The sequence below is a fragment of the Nonlabens sp. MIC269 genome, from assembly GCF_001430865.1.
Taxonomy (GTDB): Bacteria; Bacteroidota; Bacteroidia; order Flavobacteriales; family Flavobacteriaceae; genus Nonlabens; species Nonlabens tegetincola.
Genome location: NZ_CP011373.1, coordinates 417,952 through 433,030, shown reverse-complemented (window position 1 = coordinate 433,030; position 15,079 = coordinate 417,952). Strand labels below are relative to the sequence as shown.

The window sequence follows — 15,079 nt, the reverse complement described above, 5'->3', positions numbered from 1 at the left end:
GTTATAATCTAATACCAATTCCAAATTCAACAGCTTCAGCTTTGGCGCCATGTGAATGCACATTTACCACTCCAAAAAATTTATCACCAAAGTATCTTTTAAGTCCTAATCTATTATAAACTCGATTTTCAAATTCTACCGGCCAGTAAACATAGTAGCCTAAGTGTGTGATAAAAGCAATTTTATTAAAACGTAATTCGTGACCTATAAAAACACCAACTCTCTTAAAATCCGTGTCGGCGCTTATATTATTCTCAGGAAACGCAATAAATTGATGTTTGATATATTCCTTTAAAAAATAAGAAACAAATAATTCTGATCCTGCTAACAACGTGCTTTTACGGTTAATTTTTTTATCTATAAAACCGGTAAAAACATAAAAGGGGAATTGACCACTTGCATTGATATCACTTTCATTTATACCACTCCTAAGTACGAAATTGTATTTAAAAGGTTCTGTGTATTTTTTACTTTCAGTATTAGGAAGATAATCTGGGAATTGGTCGTGGTTAAATTGATAGCTTAAACCTGCCGTAAGTGCAAAGGTGTTTGTACTATTATTAGGAGCTTTAATGTTTGCATTAGAATAATGAATGATGGTAAAACCAGCGTGAATACCTAATCCTTTAATTAGATTTTCTTTTACATATCCAAATTTTAGGTAAGTCGAGCTCAGTAACCTAGTGCCGTAAGCGTTGTTTATATAATTAGTATTGCGATCATAAGGACTACTAGTATAGGCGATACCTTGACCAATTCTCAAAGTCAAACTTCGTTTCAAAAAGTAGAAATTAAAATGCCCGTATAGGCCAATATTTTCTCCTAAATATTGGTTTTTCATATCTTGATAGGATAGAGAAAAACCCCAGTCAGGATAGTTGAATCGTCTTTCCCATTGGTTGTAACCGTATGTTTTCTTGTTATAACTTACGATAAAACCTGTAGGATGATCAGTGATTAAATGAGCTATATCAGGATTGTGTTCTAGAATGGTACCATAAAATGGATTGAAGTCTAATGAAAAAGATTTTATCTCATTATCCTGGGAATGAGCATGGTAACAACTAGAAAAAAGAAGTATATAAAAAAAGTATTTATATTTTGTCAAAGGTTGGTTTTAGGGTTCTCTCAAAAGTAAGAAACAACTTAGAAAAACGCCCATCCCAAGGAATAATTTATAAGCTCTATTTTAATAGACTCCAATTAATTACATTTCAATTTTACTCAATTCCTTATAGTTTCTTTTCAATCTTTTGAGTAAAATTCCATAAACTAAGCTGTAAATCCCGTAAATCACAAGACACATTACCAATAAGTAAATAAAGGTAAACCCTAAAAACATCAATTTAATTTTTAATTCATGTCCTGCGTTTGAAGGAGCATGAACCATATTGTAAATTCTAGGGTCATTTTCTAACATTAGGACACTAAAAATCACACCGTATACAAAGACAAAGGCTAGGTTAAACCAGATATAAGCCCTCATTGTTTTACGAGTAATGATTATGTTACGCAACAATTCCTTTACAGGTTGAACTGCTGATATGCGACGGTAGTTACGGTAAAATAAATACACAAAAATTATGAGCGCGATGTAACTAAATACATACGTCCCATAATGAAAACTCTCGCCTGTGATTTCAATAGCTTCATCTCTAGCATCAGTCATAAACGGAAGAAAACTTACCAAGGTGAGTAGTGCAAATTCAATTAACGCAATGTAGAGTAACCATTTTACGATGTTACTACTTTTTTTGTGAAGCATACTGCTCAATGCAGTTGTAGAAAATTTAGGTAAACCTTTTTCCTGTTGCTTCCAGTTTTCTTTTAAAATATCTAATTGATCCATAGTTTATGGATTTACAAGTTTAGCAAGTTTTGTTTTTATTCTATTCATCTTTACTCGGGCATTTACTTCGCTTATACCCAAAGTGTATGAGATCTCCTTATAATTTTTATCCTCCAGATATAAAAAAACAAGAGCTTTGTCTATATCATTAAGTTGTTTAATAGCACTGTACAATAAAGTAAGTTGTTCGTTTGAATCATCTTCCTCTTTATAGTCTTCAATTTTAAATTGTACGCTATCGTATTCTTGAGTCTTAACTCTACGTTTGTTTTTACGATACAATGTAATTGCCGTATTCAGTGCTACACGATACATCCAGGTTGAAAACTTGCTATCACCTCTAAATTTGGGATAGGCTTTCCACAGTTGTATCGTAACTTCTTGAAACAAATCATTATGTGCATCTTGATCATTGGTATACAACCGGCATATTTTGTGCACGATATTCTGATGTTTATCAAGTAGCTCTACAAATTGTTTTTCTTGGTCTGGTTTCACAAAATCAGATTATGCTTATAAGTAGTTTAGGTTTACTTTTTGTTACAACACAAATGATAAATTTAAAAAAGTAGGTAGTGAGTACGCTTTCGCGAAAGCGTATAATCACATTCTATCATATAACAGTCCAGAATGTATGAAAAAAAAAGCCTATTTCTTATCTTTGTTATTCATTACAAATATGAAATAAAGACCTCTTTTATGAGTAAATACGATGTAGCCGTTATAGGCTCGGGACCTGGTGGATATGTTGCAGCAATACGATGTGCACAACTAGGTATGAAAACTGCCATTATAGAAAAATACAATACATTGGGTGGAACCTGTTTGAATGTGGGTTGTATTCCATCAAAAGCACTTTTAGACTCTTCTCATCATTATGATGATGCGATGAGACATTTTGACGAGCACGGTATCGATATTCCAGGTGATATTAAGGTCAATTTTGAAAAAATGATCGCTCGTAAACAGAAAGTAGTTGATCAAACTTGTGATGGTGTAGCATTTCTTATGAAAAAGAACAACATCGATGTTTTTACTGGAATGGGGTCCTTTGTCGATGCTACTCACATTAAAATAGAAGGTGAAGAAACACAAACTATCGAGGCAGCAAAAACTATAATTGCAACAGGTTCAAAACCTGCTACACTGCCATTTATAGAACTAGATAAGGAGCGTATAATTACATCTACCGAAGCATTATCGCTTAAAGAAATACCTAAACACATGATCGTAATAGGTGGTGGAGTAATAGGGCTAGAGCTAGGTCAGGTTTATCGTCGTCTAGGAGCCGATGTTACCGTGATTGAATACATGGATCGCATTACTCCTGGAATGGATAAGGTTTTATCTAAAGAGCTTACCAAGGTTCTTAAAAAGCAAGGAGTAAAATTCCAGTTATCTCATGCGGTTAATAAAGTGGAACGCAATGGTGATGAAGTAACGGTAACGGCAAAAAATAAAAAGGGAGAAGAAGTAAGTTTTACTGGTGATTACGTTTTAGTAAGTGTAGGTCGTCGCCCTTATACAGATAAATTAAATGCTACCGCGGCAGGTGTAAAGGTAAATGAGCGTGGTCAAATAGAGGTAAATGAACATTTACAAACCAATGTCTCAAACATTTATGCGATAGGAGATGTAGTACGTGGCGCTATGCTAGCTCACAAGGCAGAAGAAGAAGGTGTATTTGTAGCCGAAACTATTGCAGGTCAAAAGCCACATATTAATTACAACCTTATTCCTAATGTAATTTACACTTGGCCAGAAGTAGCAAGTGTAGGTCAAACGGAAGAACAACTTAAGGAAGCTGGGGCAAATTACAAAGTAGGTCAATTCCCTATGAGAGCTTTAGGACGATCTAGAGCAAGTGGTGACATTGATGGATTAATAAAGATTATTGCCGACAAAGCAACCGACGAGGTTCTAGGTGTACACATGATAGGTGCTCGAGTAGCCGACCTAATTTCAGAAGCTGTTACAGCAATGGAATTTAGAGCTAGCGCCGAGGATATTGCTAGAATGTCACACGCACATCCTACCTATGCCGAGGCTGTTAAAGAAGCGGCTCTTGCTGCAACTGATGATCGTGCTCTACATGTATAATATTGTATAAGTAATGAATTTATAAAGTGCGAGTTTTAATTTACTCGCACTTTTTGTTTCTAAATTAGAAGTGAACAAACGACAAACATATTCTATCCAAAAGGATGCTGCGGCATTTAAAACTGCCTTAATACATTTTTTTAAAAAGGAATCTTTTTTCTTTTTATTAGACAGCAACCATCATCAGGATCAATATGCTAATTATGATTGGTTAGTGGCAGTAGGTGCTCTAGAAAAGTTAATTCCCCAATCAGGTGAAGCTTTTAATAGTTTGAGATCCTTTAGAGAAGAATTCCCAGATTGGTGTTTTGGATGGTTAACCTACGACTTAAAAAATGAGGTAGAAGAACTTGAGTCATTGAATGTAGATGGGATGAAAATACCGGTAATGCAATTTGTAGTACCTCAATATGTATTTAGTTGTAAAAAGGGACAGGTAGAATTATATGCCTATGTAAACGATTCGAGAGTTGTTACAGACTTAATTAATCAGATAGTTCAGGATCCAATAACTCATCACGCAACAGTAGTTAAATCTCAGTTCATTGAGGCTCGAGATGAAGAAGATACGTACATAAAAAAGGCCCATCGATTTTTAAACCATATTAAGCGAGGTGATATTTATGAAGCAAACTTTTGCACAGAATTTTTTGCTCATAATGCCTATTTTGATAGTATAAAGGCTTATAATGATTTAAATAAAATAAGTGAACCTCCATTTGCAGCTTATGTAAGAAGTAATGAGTTCTCACTAATATCGGCTAGTCCAGAAAGATATTTACAAAAAAAAGGAAGCAAGATCATATCACAACCGATTAAAGGAACAGCTGCAAGATCTGGACATTTTGTGGTGGATGAATCTTTAAAAGAAAAATTACAAAACGATCCTAAAGAACGTTCTGAAAACGTGATGATCGTTGATCTGGTACGCAATGATTTATCAAGAGTAGCGCAAAAAGGAAGCGTGCAAGTAGAAGAACTTTTTGGTGTTTATACCTTTAAACAAGTACATCAAATGATAAGTACTATTACTTGTGAACTTAGGGAAGAAATAAGCGCTGTTGATGCGATTGAAAATTCCTTTCCTATGGGCAGCATGACAGGCGCTCCTAAAATAAGTGCCATGAAAATTATAGAAGAGCAAGAAAGCTTTAAACGCGGTTTGTACAGCGGTTCAGTAGGGTATTTTACTCCAAATGATGATTTTGATTTCAATGTGGTTATCAGATCTATATTGTATAACTCAAATTTAAAATACCTGTCTTTTTCAGTAGGTAGTGCCTTAACCGTTGCAGCACAACCTGAAAAAGAATATCAAGAATGTATGCTTAAGGCCAGAGCTATGAAGAATGTTTTAGCTTTACAAGGCTTTGAATCACGATAAGTATGTTACAAGATTTTAAACAACATATTCAAACCGCATTTCCAGAACTTTTAAACGCATCCCTGTTAATTGCAGTAAGCGGCGGTTGTGATAGTATGGTATTGTGGGATTTAATTCATCGCTCTGGTTTGAACTATGCCGTGACTCATTGTAACTTCCTTCTTAGAGATAATGAAAGTGATAAAGATCAAGAGCTAGTTGTTAATAAAGCGCAAGAACTAGGCGTTGTTTGTCATACAACTAGTTTTAACACTCAAGAGTTTATGAAACAGCACAACATGGCTGTTCAAGAAGCTGCTAGAAAATTAAGATACGATTATTTCTATGCTATGTGCAGGGAATTTAATTATGATTACATTCTCACTGCTCACCATTTAGATGATCAAATTGAAACATTCTTTATGCATCTTAACCGTGGTGCAGGATTAAATGGTCTTACAGGTATACCTGACCGCAATAATAAAATCCGAAGACCATTATTGATTTTCTCTAGAGAGAGAATTGAAAACTATGCAACAAATAATGAGGTAGAGTATAGAGAGGACGAAAGCAATAATCAAAATAACTATTTACGCAACCAATTGCGTAATCTCGTGCTTCCTCAATTGTATAAAGCTTTACCACAATTAAGGGAAAATCTTCCTAAAGTGTTGGTTAATTTAAAAGCTAGTAAACAATTACAAGATGATGCGGTATCACGCTTTCGCGAAAGCGTAATCACACAGGTTCAGGATGAAATACATTTCTCGGTCAAAGCATTAACATCTTACCATCAAGCTGGTTTGTATTTATATGAAGTTGTCAATCAATTTACAGCCGTTAATTACGATGAATTAATGCAATTTATGAATTCACCAAGTGGTAAGAGATTAGAATTAGGTACTTATCAATTATGGCGAGATAGAGAATATTTTAAGTTAATTCCCGTACCGAAAAAGCTTGAATTTGATGTAAGTATGCCTATAGGAAATTCTAAAGTGGAAACTGAGATAGGAACTTTTGAACTTGAAATACGATCGGTAAATAATCCATTAGAGCTTGTAAAAAATGAAGCAAGCAAGAATAATTTGTTTCTTGATGCTGAATTAATAGTCGCTCCTCTAAAAATAACAAATTGGAAAGCAGGAGATAAATTACAGCCATTTGGTATGAATGGGAAAAGTCAATTAGTAAGTGATATACTTACAAATTATAAGGTTTCTACCTTTGAAAAGCCCAATGTTCCAGTATTGCGTTATCTTGGTCATTTATTATGGGTGATAGGGTATAGAAACAGCATTCATTTTCCAGTTACATCATCTACTAAAAAACTATTAAAAATAACTTTTCATTCATGAGAAACTACCTAAGCATTTTATTGTGCTTTTTGAGCTTTTATGCTTTTGCACAGTTTGGTGACCAAGATCCTACCAATTGGAATACAACCGTTGAAAAAATAGCTGAAAACGAATATGTTTTCAAAACTCAAGTAACTCTAGAACCTGGATGGCATTTATATTCTCAAACAGGTGAAAAGGGTAGAGGACCTATTCCAACTACATTTAGTTATTACGGAGTTGAAGATAAAATTGAACTTATCGGCGTAAATAAGGAGGAAGGATCTTTTGCAGAGTTTTCTTCCGTTTGGGATTTCAATGTGTATCAATTTTCTGATAAAGGTAGTTTTGAACAACGGGTGAAAATACTAGATGAATCTCTAGAATACATCGTTGGAGAAATAGGTTATCAGGTATGTGATGATGAAAAGTGTTTAAGACCAACTTCTTTTTCATACGTGTATAAACTCAATCCTAATGTTGTAGTTCCTGATGACGCCACTGATATCATTGATCTTTATTATGATGAAGAAAAGGAACCTTTACTTTCGCAAGGACCTGAAGCTAGTTCCATTCCACTAATGGAAAGTCATGACTTAGAATCTAAATCAGAATCTGATGTACAAGCATCTAAAAGTGATACGAGTAATAAACAAAATGATAAAATTGAAAATGACACTGAAGAAAAGAGTTTATGGGGTATTTTCTTGGTTTCCTTTTTAGCCGGTTTTGCAGCCTTATTAACACCTTGTGTATTTCCAATGATACCGCTTACGGTGAGTTTCTTTACTAAACAAAGTAGTAATCGAGCTAAAGGGATATCAAACGCTATTTTATATGGCTTTTTTATCATATTAATCTATGTGTTGTTAGGTAGTGTAGTGGTGGCTATTTTTGGTGACCGTATCCTAAATGCCATGTCTACTAATGCTTATGTCAATTTAGGTTTTTTCATCATTCTTATAATTTTTGCCGCTTCGTTCCTTGGAGCGTTTGAAATTACCTTACCGCAATCTTGGGCAAATAAAGTCGACGAAAAATCCAATAAAGGTGGATTTATAGGTATATTTTTTATGGCTTTGGCTTTAGCTATAATTTCATTTTCTTGTACGGGACCTATTGTTGGATCATTGATTGTTGAAGCAGCCAGTAAAGGTGGAGTAGCACCTATTGTTGGTATGCTAGGATTCTCGACTGCTCTTGCTCTTCCCTTTACTTTGTTTGCCATCTTTCCTGGCTGGATGAATTCGTTACCAAAATCGGGTGGATGGTTGAATACAGTTAAAGTTGTTTTGGGTTTTTTAGAGTTAGCGTTAGCATTCAAATTTTTATCCAACGCAGATTTAGTATATCAATTCATGCTGTTACCACGTGAGGTGTTCCTAGCCTTTTGGATAGCCATATTTGGTTCACTAGCCTTGTATCTATTTGGTAGAATTAAAATGCCACACGATGGACCGGAGTCAACTATTTCAGTAGGTAGAGCCTTGTTAGGTGTGGTTGTTTTATCCTTTACTATATACATGATTCCTGGTATGTGGGGTGCACCACTAAAAATTATATCAGGTTTTCCACCGCCATTAAATTATGCGGAGTCACCTTATGGAGTAGGTTACAAAAAGCTTACTGAAGTGACAGAAATTCCTGAACATGCTCATTTAGGTGTTCACGATATAATTACCTTTGATGATTATGATGAAGGATTGGCTTATGCTAAACAAGTCAATAAACCCGTGTTAGTAGATTTCACTGGTTATGCTTGTGTGAATTGCCGTAAAATGGAAGAACGTGTTTGGTCAGATTCTAGAATTTTGCCCATATTAAAGAATGACTTTGTGATGATTTCTTTATACGTAGATGATCAAAACAAACTACCCAAAGAAGAGCAATATGAAAGTGAAGTTTTAGGAGGAAAAGTAAGAACGATAGGAGATAAGTGGTACGAGTTACAAAAGAAGCAATTTAAGAATGCAGCACAACCTTATTACGTAAAACTTAATGCGGATGGAACTCAAAAAGGAATGCCTGATCCAGTAGGTTACACTCCGGACATAAATGAATATAGAGATTGGTTAAAAGAAGGTATCGAATAAATTATTCGATACCTTACAATAAATTACATAACCCGTTTGAAGCTTCAAACGGGTTTTTTATTGCTAGCTTATCTCAATCTACTTAACAGTTTTATATTCTTCCTATGCATTTCATAGGTTTAAGGACCTTATTCTTTATCGATGATTTGGTCAAATCGGAATCGAGTTTGGGAAGTGTAAACTACTGTATTAATAATGTATATAGAGGAGTTTCTTTTTGAAAAAGAATAGAAATATATCTATAACAATGCGTGAACTATTAGACTATTTTGGATACAGATTATGCTTCTTATGTCTGTCTTGAGATCGCTTATAATCTCATAAGCTTAAGTACCTGTATTAGATGAATTCTTAATCTACGCATCATATGGGTTGCTAAAAGACTTTTCAGCTTAGTTTAAGTGTTGATGTAATATGTCTTTTTTCTTAGAATATGTTCAAAACTATATCCACATTTGATATTCATAAATTAGAGGAATAAAAAAAAGCTGCCCGATTGGGCAGCTTTATATTAACAGAAAGAACAGTTAGATTAGTTTACTCTAAAAGTAACTCTTCTTACCATTTGTCTAGCTTGTGCGCTATTTTTATCTACTGATGCATCTTCACCGTCACCGTTAACAGTTAACCTTGAAGCATCAATACCAGCTGCAACCATTACATCATTTACCATCTTAGCACGACGCTCAGACAATTGTTTGTTGTATTCTGGGCTTCCGATTTCATCAGCATATCCAGTTAAAGTAGCAGTTGCAGAAGGGTGATCCTTCATGTACTGTACGATAGTGTTAAGAGCTCCTAAACTATAAGTAGTAGGCTTAGTGCTGTTAAACTGGAAATATACATTTACGTAACCTTCGTTGATTAATTTTTTAACTAGATCAGAGTCAGCAGCTCCAGCTTGATTCATCATGTTTTCAGCATCGGTCTTAGTTACATAAGTATTAGCTAAAGAACTTTCCATATCATCTGGGATACCGTTTTTGTTCATGTCGATTGCTCGACCTTTACTATCAACTCTTACACCACTTTCAGTAGTATTATCACGGTCTAAATAGTTAGGAACACCATCTTGATCATCATCTGCTTGCTCGCGAGCCATTTTATCAACAGCTGCTGCCATTTCAGCAATTTTCGCATCGTACATATCTGGAGCCCAGTCTGCATGAATGTCATTACTACCTAGGTAAATATTTAAACCTGCAGAAGCATTCACAACAAATCCATTAAATCCTCTAGTTCCTGTTCTTCCTAGACCGTCAAAAGTATAGTCTTGTCTTACATGTCCTAGTATAGATAAATCTCCGAATAAAGCTACTCGATTTGATAATCTCACTTGTGGAGTAACACCAAGTTGAAAATTAAGCATATAGTCTTCATCTAATTCAACAGGTTCAACTGGCTTAAGAGTAGATACACCCATACCACCGTGAACTAAAAGACCTAATCGATCGTCTAATTGATTCAGTCCAATAATATGACCTGCGTTAAGCACACCTTCAAGTGTTGCTCTTACATACCTGCTTTCAAAATCACGGCTTTCTTCATCTGCATTGAAGCTATTATATCCTAAATCAAGATTAAAACCAAATTTATTGTTCACCATGTAACGAATACCTAAATCTGCCTGCCACAAGGATGGTGTGTTAGTAAAGGCTCCTGATGATACTGGTCTTACAGGTTTTGTTACACCAGCACCAACATCGATCGACCACTTGTTAAAGTCATTTACTTTAACATCTGATTCCATTTCGTCATTTTGCGCAACAGCTACACTAGCTACTAAAGCCATTGCCAAAAAAATACTTTTTTTCATGAAGTTTGTTTTTTTGCTTTCTATTAAGCGACAAAGATACTTGTTTTTAAGAGATAGGCTAATCTTTTCTTACTTTTTAGTCTTAAAATTTAATTAAACGTTTTAGTGACTAATCGCTACCTTTGCCTTCTTGTTATTAAATATATGGTAAAAAATATCTGTTGTATTGGAGCAGGATATGTTGGTGGTCCTACAATGACTGTGATAGCAGCTAAATGTCCTCATATTAAGGTTAATGTAGTTGATATTAATACGAAAAGAATTGAAGCTTGGAATCATTCTGATGTTTCCAAAATTCCTATTTACGAACCAGGTCTATCTGACCTAGTACAACAAGCTAGAGGAAGAAATCTATTTTTCTCGACAGAAGTCGATCAAGCGATCAAAGAAGCTGATATGATCTTTATTTCCGTAAATACTCCTACAAAAACCTATGGAGTAGGAAAAGGAATGGCAGCCGATTTAAAATACATTGAATTATGCGCTAGACAGATTGCCGATGTTGCAGAGGATGACAAAATAATAGTTGAAAAAAGTACACTACCTGTTCGTACAGCCGAAGCACTCAAAAATATTCTTGACAATACTTCTAAGGATGTAAAGTTTCAAATTTTATCCAATCCAGAATTTCTTGCAGAAGGAACTGCTGTTCAAGATTTGTTAAATCCAGACCGAGTACTTATTGGTGGTGAACAAACTGAGGAAGGACGTAAGGCCCAAAAGGCTTTAGTAGATGTTTATGCTAATTGGGTGCCTTCTGATAGAATTTTGACGACCAACGTTTGGTCTTCAGAGCTTTCTAAACTTACTGCCAATGCGTTTCTCGCACAACGAGTTAGTAGTATAAACGCACTCAGTGAGCTTTGTGAAAAAACTGAAGCTGATGTCAATGAGGTAGCTAGAGCAATAGGAACTGATTCTAGGATAGGATCTAAATTTTTGAAAGCATCCGTTGGTTTTGGAGGTAGTTGTTTTCAAAAGGACATTTTAAATCTTGTATACATTTCTAGGTCTTATGGTTTACAAGAGGTAGCTGACTATTGGGAGCAAGTAATCATAATGAATGATCATCAAAAAAGGCGATTTGCATCTAATATTGTAAAAACGCTTTATAATACTGTTTCAGGCAAGAAAATAGCAATGCTTGGTTGGGCATTTAAAAAAGATACGAATGACACCCGAGAATCTGCAAGTATATATGTAGCAGATGACCTACTTAATGAACAGGCAGAAATTGTGGTTTACGATCCTAAAGTAACTGCTGAACAGATTTATGCCGATTTAGATTATTTAAATACTCGAAGTAGCGAAGAAAATAGAAAAGGAGTTACTGTTGTTAACGATCCTATGGAGTGTTTCGATCAGGCTCATGCAATTGCTATTATGACAGAGTGGGATGAGTTTAAAGATTACGATTGGGAATCTATTTATAACAAAATGTTGAAACCTGCGTTCCTATTCGATGGTCGTATGATTTTGGATTATGATAATATGGAAGATATAGGATTCAAAATGTATACTATAGGTAAAGGTTAGAAGTATTTCGCTTTCGCGAAAGCGTAATTACAACATCAATGAGAAAAACAATTGTTATAACAGGAGGAGCTGGATTTATAGGTTCGGAAGTGGTGCGCTTATTTGTTACCGAGTATCCAGATGCTCACATTATTAATCTTGATGCGCTTACCTATGCAGGAAATTTAGAGAACCTTAAAACTATCGAGCACAAAGAGAATTATATATTCTATCGGGTAAATATCAATGATGCTCAGGCTGTAGAAACTGTATTTAAAAATCATCAAATTGATGTGGTTATACATCTAGCTGCAGAATCTCATGTTGATCGATCCATAAGTGATCCACTAGCCTTTGCTCGTACTAATGTTTTAGGTACTCTTAATCTTTTAGAAGTTTGTAGATCAACTTGGAATAAGGATTTTACTAATAAGTTGTTTTATCATATAAGTACTGATGAGGTTTATGGTGCTTTAGGTGAGAAAGGTCTTTTTACTGAAGAATCACCTTACAGTCCTAATTCGCCTTACTCGGCCAGTAAAGCTAGTAGTGATCATTTTGTGCGCGCTTATTATGAAACTTATGGTTTGCCTATTGTTATAAGTAATTGTTCAAATAACTATGGACCTTATCAATTTCCTGAGAAATTAATACCGTTGTTTATTAATAATATTAAACATGGAAAACCATTACCTGTTTATGGAGATGGTAATTACACACGGGATTGGTTGTATGTAAAAGATCATGCCTTGGCAATTAAAACTATAATGGAGCAAGGGCAATTAGGTGAGACCTATAACATTGGTGGTCATAATGAATGGAAAAATATTGATCTTGTACAGTTATTGTGTGATGAAATGGATGTGATGTTGGATAATGATGCAGGAACGAGTAGGTCTTTAATTACTTTTGTAAACGATAGACCGGGACATGATTTTAGATATGCCATTGATGCGTCCAAAATGTCAAACGAATTAGGATGGATGCCATCAGTAACTTTTGAACAAGGTTTAAAAGAAACAATCTCATGGTACCTAGAAAATCCTTTATGGTTACAACGGGTAACTTCTGGTGCTTACAAAGAATATTATAACCAACAGTATAAATAAATGAAAGGTATTGTATTAGCAGGTGGCTCGGGAACTAGATTGCATCCATTAACCATAGCAGTGAGTAAGCAATTGCTACCTGTTTATGACAAACCTATGATTTATTACCCTTTATCTGTACTCATGCTGGCAGGTATAAGAGAGATTTTAATTATTTCAACTCCGCATGATTTACCAAATTTTAAAAAACTTTTAGGCAATGGTTCAGATTACGGGATACGTCTACAATATAAAGAGCAACCATCACCTGATGGTTTAGCACAGGCTTTCATAATAGGTGAGGATTTCATAGGAGATGATGATGTAGCTATGGTGTTAGGAGATAATATCTTTTATGGAGCAGGATTCTCTCAAGTACTACAAAGTGCTGTACATACTGTAACCAATGAAAAGCGAGCAGTGGTGTTTGGTAATTATGTTAAAGACCCAGAACGTTATGGAGTTGCTTCTTTTGATAAAGAAGGTCAATTAATCAGCATTGAAGAAAAACCTAAACAACCTAAAAGTAATTTTGCTGTAGTTGGTTTGTATTTCTATCCAAATTCTGTTATTGATGTCGCTAAAAGATTGAAACCTAGTGATCGAGGAGAGTTGGAAATCACTAGTTTGAATCAATATTATTTAGAGAAAAGGGAACTGAGCTTAGAAATTTTGAGTAGAGGTTTTGCCTGGTTGGACACAGGTACTCACGAGGCACTTTCTGAGGCAACGGAATTTGTAAAAGCCATAGAGAATAGGGCTGGATTAAAAATTTCATGTTTAGAAGAAATTGCTATTAAAATGGGTTGGGTTGATAAAAACGAAGTTGCAGAAAGAGTTAAAACTTTAAAAGGTTCTTATTTCGAATACTTAAAAAGGATAACCTTCTCTTAACTCTTATGCAGTGAGTTATTTTTGTACTTTCGCAAATTCAAATATTTAAGGTGAAATCAATCAAAGTTTTAGTTACAGGTGCTGCTGGTTTTATAGGTAGCAATCTTTGCGAGTTCTTATTGAATAATAATTATAATGTTATAGGACTGGATAATTTTTCTAATGGTCACCGTTTTAATATTGAGCCTTTTATTCAACATCCTAATTTCACTTTTATAGAAGGGGATATTAGGGATTTAGATACTTGTCATAGTGCCGTAGCTGGTTGTGATTACGTTCTTCATCAAGCTGCTTTGGGTAGTGTTCCTAGATCAATAAAAGACCCGATAACTTCAAACGATGTTAATGTAAGCGGTTTTCTGAATATGCTAGTAGCATGTAAAGATGCAGGAGTAAAGAAAATGGTATATGCGGCTAGTAGTTCTACTTATGGAGACTCTGAATCGTTGCCAAAGGTGGAAGACAAAATAGGTCGTCCTTTATCTCCGTACGCTATTACAAAGTTTGTTAATGAGCTGTATGCGGATGTGTTCTACAATACCTATGGGCTTAACACTATCGGTCTTAGGTACTTTAATGTTTTTGGCCGTAAACAAGATCCAAACGGAGCTTATGCAGCTGTGATTCCAAAATTTACTTCTAGCCTAATGAAGAAAGAATCACCTGTTATAAACGGTGACGGTACCTACAGTCGTGATTTTACTTACATCGATAATGTGATTCAAGCTAACGTAAAGGCGATGTTGGTTGATTCTCCAGAAAGTGAAAATCAGGTATTTAATGTGGCCTACGGTGATCGAACTACATTAATTGAACTAATTGAGTATTTGAAAAAGCACTTAAGTAAATTTGATTCTGATATTCGAGATGTGGTAATTAAGCACGGGCCTAATCGTGCAGGTGATATCCCTCATTCACTAGCTTCTATTGAAAAAGCTAAACGACTCCTTGGGTATGAGCCTAAGTTTAATATTGATCAAGGTCTCAAAGAGGCTGTAGAATGGTATTGGAATAATTTATAATT

The 15,079-nt window shown here is 34.9% G+C and carries 12 protein-coding genes; 8 read left to right on the top strand and 4 right to left on the bottom strand.

Annotated features, from left to right (window positions below):
• Position 1 precedes the first annotated feature (1 nt).
• From AAT17_RS02020 to AAT17_RS02010, 3 genes are all read right to left on the bottom strand, one after another.
• Complete coding sequence (locus AAT17_RS02020) at positions 2-1,108, bottom strand: acyloxyacyl hydrolase (protein WP_082586879.1); 1,107 nt, start codon at positions 1,106-1,108, stop codon at positions 2-4.
• Between the two features lie 99 nt (positions 1,109-1,207).
• Positions 1,208-1,849 (bottom strand): hypothetical protein, encoded by a 642-nt coding sequence (locus AAT17_RS02015; protein WP_060522727.1) that lies wholly within the window; start codon positions 1,847-1,849, stop codon positions 1,208-1,210.
• 3 nt (positions 1,850-1,852) lie between these two features.
• Positions 1,853-2,347 (bottom strand): RNA polymerase sigma factor, encoded by a 495-nt coding sequence (locus tag AAT17_RS02010; protein WP_060522726.1) that lies wholly within the window; start codon positions 2,345-2,347, stop codon positions 1,853-1,855.
• Positions 2,348-2,548: 201 nt separating this feature from the next.
• On the opposite strand from AAT17_RS02010, the gene lpdA reads away from it, so the two are divergent.
• From lpdA to AAT17_RS01990, 4 genes are all read left to right on the top strand, one after another.
• Positions 2,549-3,949: a dihydrolipoyl dehydrogenase gene (lpdA, locus tag AAT17_RS02005; RefSeq protein WP_060522724.1), complete on the top strand. Its 1,401-nt coding sequence runs from the start codon at positions 2,549-2,551 to the stop codon at positions 3,947-3,949.
• Positions 3,950-4,019: 70 nt separating this feature from the next.
• Positions 4,020-5,333, top strand: coding sequence for an anthranilate synthase component I family protein (locus tag AAT17_RS02000; RefSeq protein WP_060522722.1), 1,314 nt, complete (start codon positions 4,020-4,022; stop codon positions 5,331-5,333).
• Positions 5,334-5,335: 2 nt separating this feature from the next.
• Positions 5,336-6,670 (top strand): tRNA lysidine(34) synthetase TilS, encoded by a 1,335-nt coding sequence (gene tilS, locus AAT17_RS01995; protein ID WP_060522720.1) that lies wholly within the window; start codon positions 5,336-5,338, stop codon positions 6,668-6,670.
• Positions 6,667-8,742 (top strand): protein-disulfide reductase DsbD, encoded by a 2,076-nt coding sequence (locus AAT17_RS01990; protein WP_060522718.1) that lies wholly within the window; start codon positions 6,667-6,669, stop codon positions 8,740-8,742. Before tilS ends, AAT17_RS01990 begins: the two co-directional genes overlap by 4 nt.
• Positions 8,743-9,274: 532 nt before the next feature.
• Here AAT17_RS01990 and AAT17_RS01985 read toward each other — a convergent pair.
• Positions 9,275-10,558, bottom strand: coding sequence for an OmpA family protein (locus AAT17_RS01985; protein WP_060522716.1), 1,284 nt, complete (start codon positions 10,556-10,558; stop codon positions 9,275-9,277).
• Positions 10,559-10,702: 144 nt separating this feature from the next.
• On the opposite strand from AAT17_RS01985, the gene AAT17_RS01980 reads away from it, so the two are divergent.
• The 4 genes from AAT17_RS01980 to AAT17_RS01965 are packed head-to-tail and all read left to right on the top strand — an operon-like array spanning position 10,703 to position 15,077.
• Positions 10,703-12,094 carry a UDP-glucose 6-dehydrogenase gene (locus AAT17_RS01980; RefSeq protein ID WP_060522715.1) on the top strand — a complete coding sequence of 464 codons (1,392 nt, stop codon included), beginning with the start codon at positions 10,703-10,705 and terminating at the stop codon, positions 12,092-12,094.
• Between the two features lie 38 nt (positions 12,095-12,132).
• Positions 12,133-13,182 (top strand): dTDP-glucose 4,6-dehydratase, encoded by a 1,050-nt coding sequence (gene rfbB / locus AAT17_RS13265; protein ID WP_060522713.1) that lies wholly within the window; start codon positions 12,133-12,135, stop codon positions 13,180-13,182.
• The gene (rfbA, locus tag AAT17_RS13260; RefSeq protein WP_060522711.1) at positions 13,183-14,055 is read left to right on the top strand and encodes a glucose-1-phosphate thymidylyltransferase RfbA; all 873 of its coding nucleotides are present in this window, start codon (positions 13,183-13,185) and stop codon (positions 14,053-14,055) included.
• Positions 14,056-14,096: 41 nt separating this feature from the next.
• Positions 14,097-15,077 (top strand): SDR family oxidoreductase, encoded by a 981-nt coding sequence (locus AAT17_RS01965; protein ID WP_060522709.1) that lies wholly within the window; start codon positions 14,097-14,099, stop codon positions 15,075-15,077.
• Positions 15,078-15,079 lie beyond the last annotated feature (2 nt).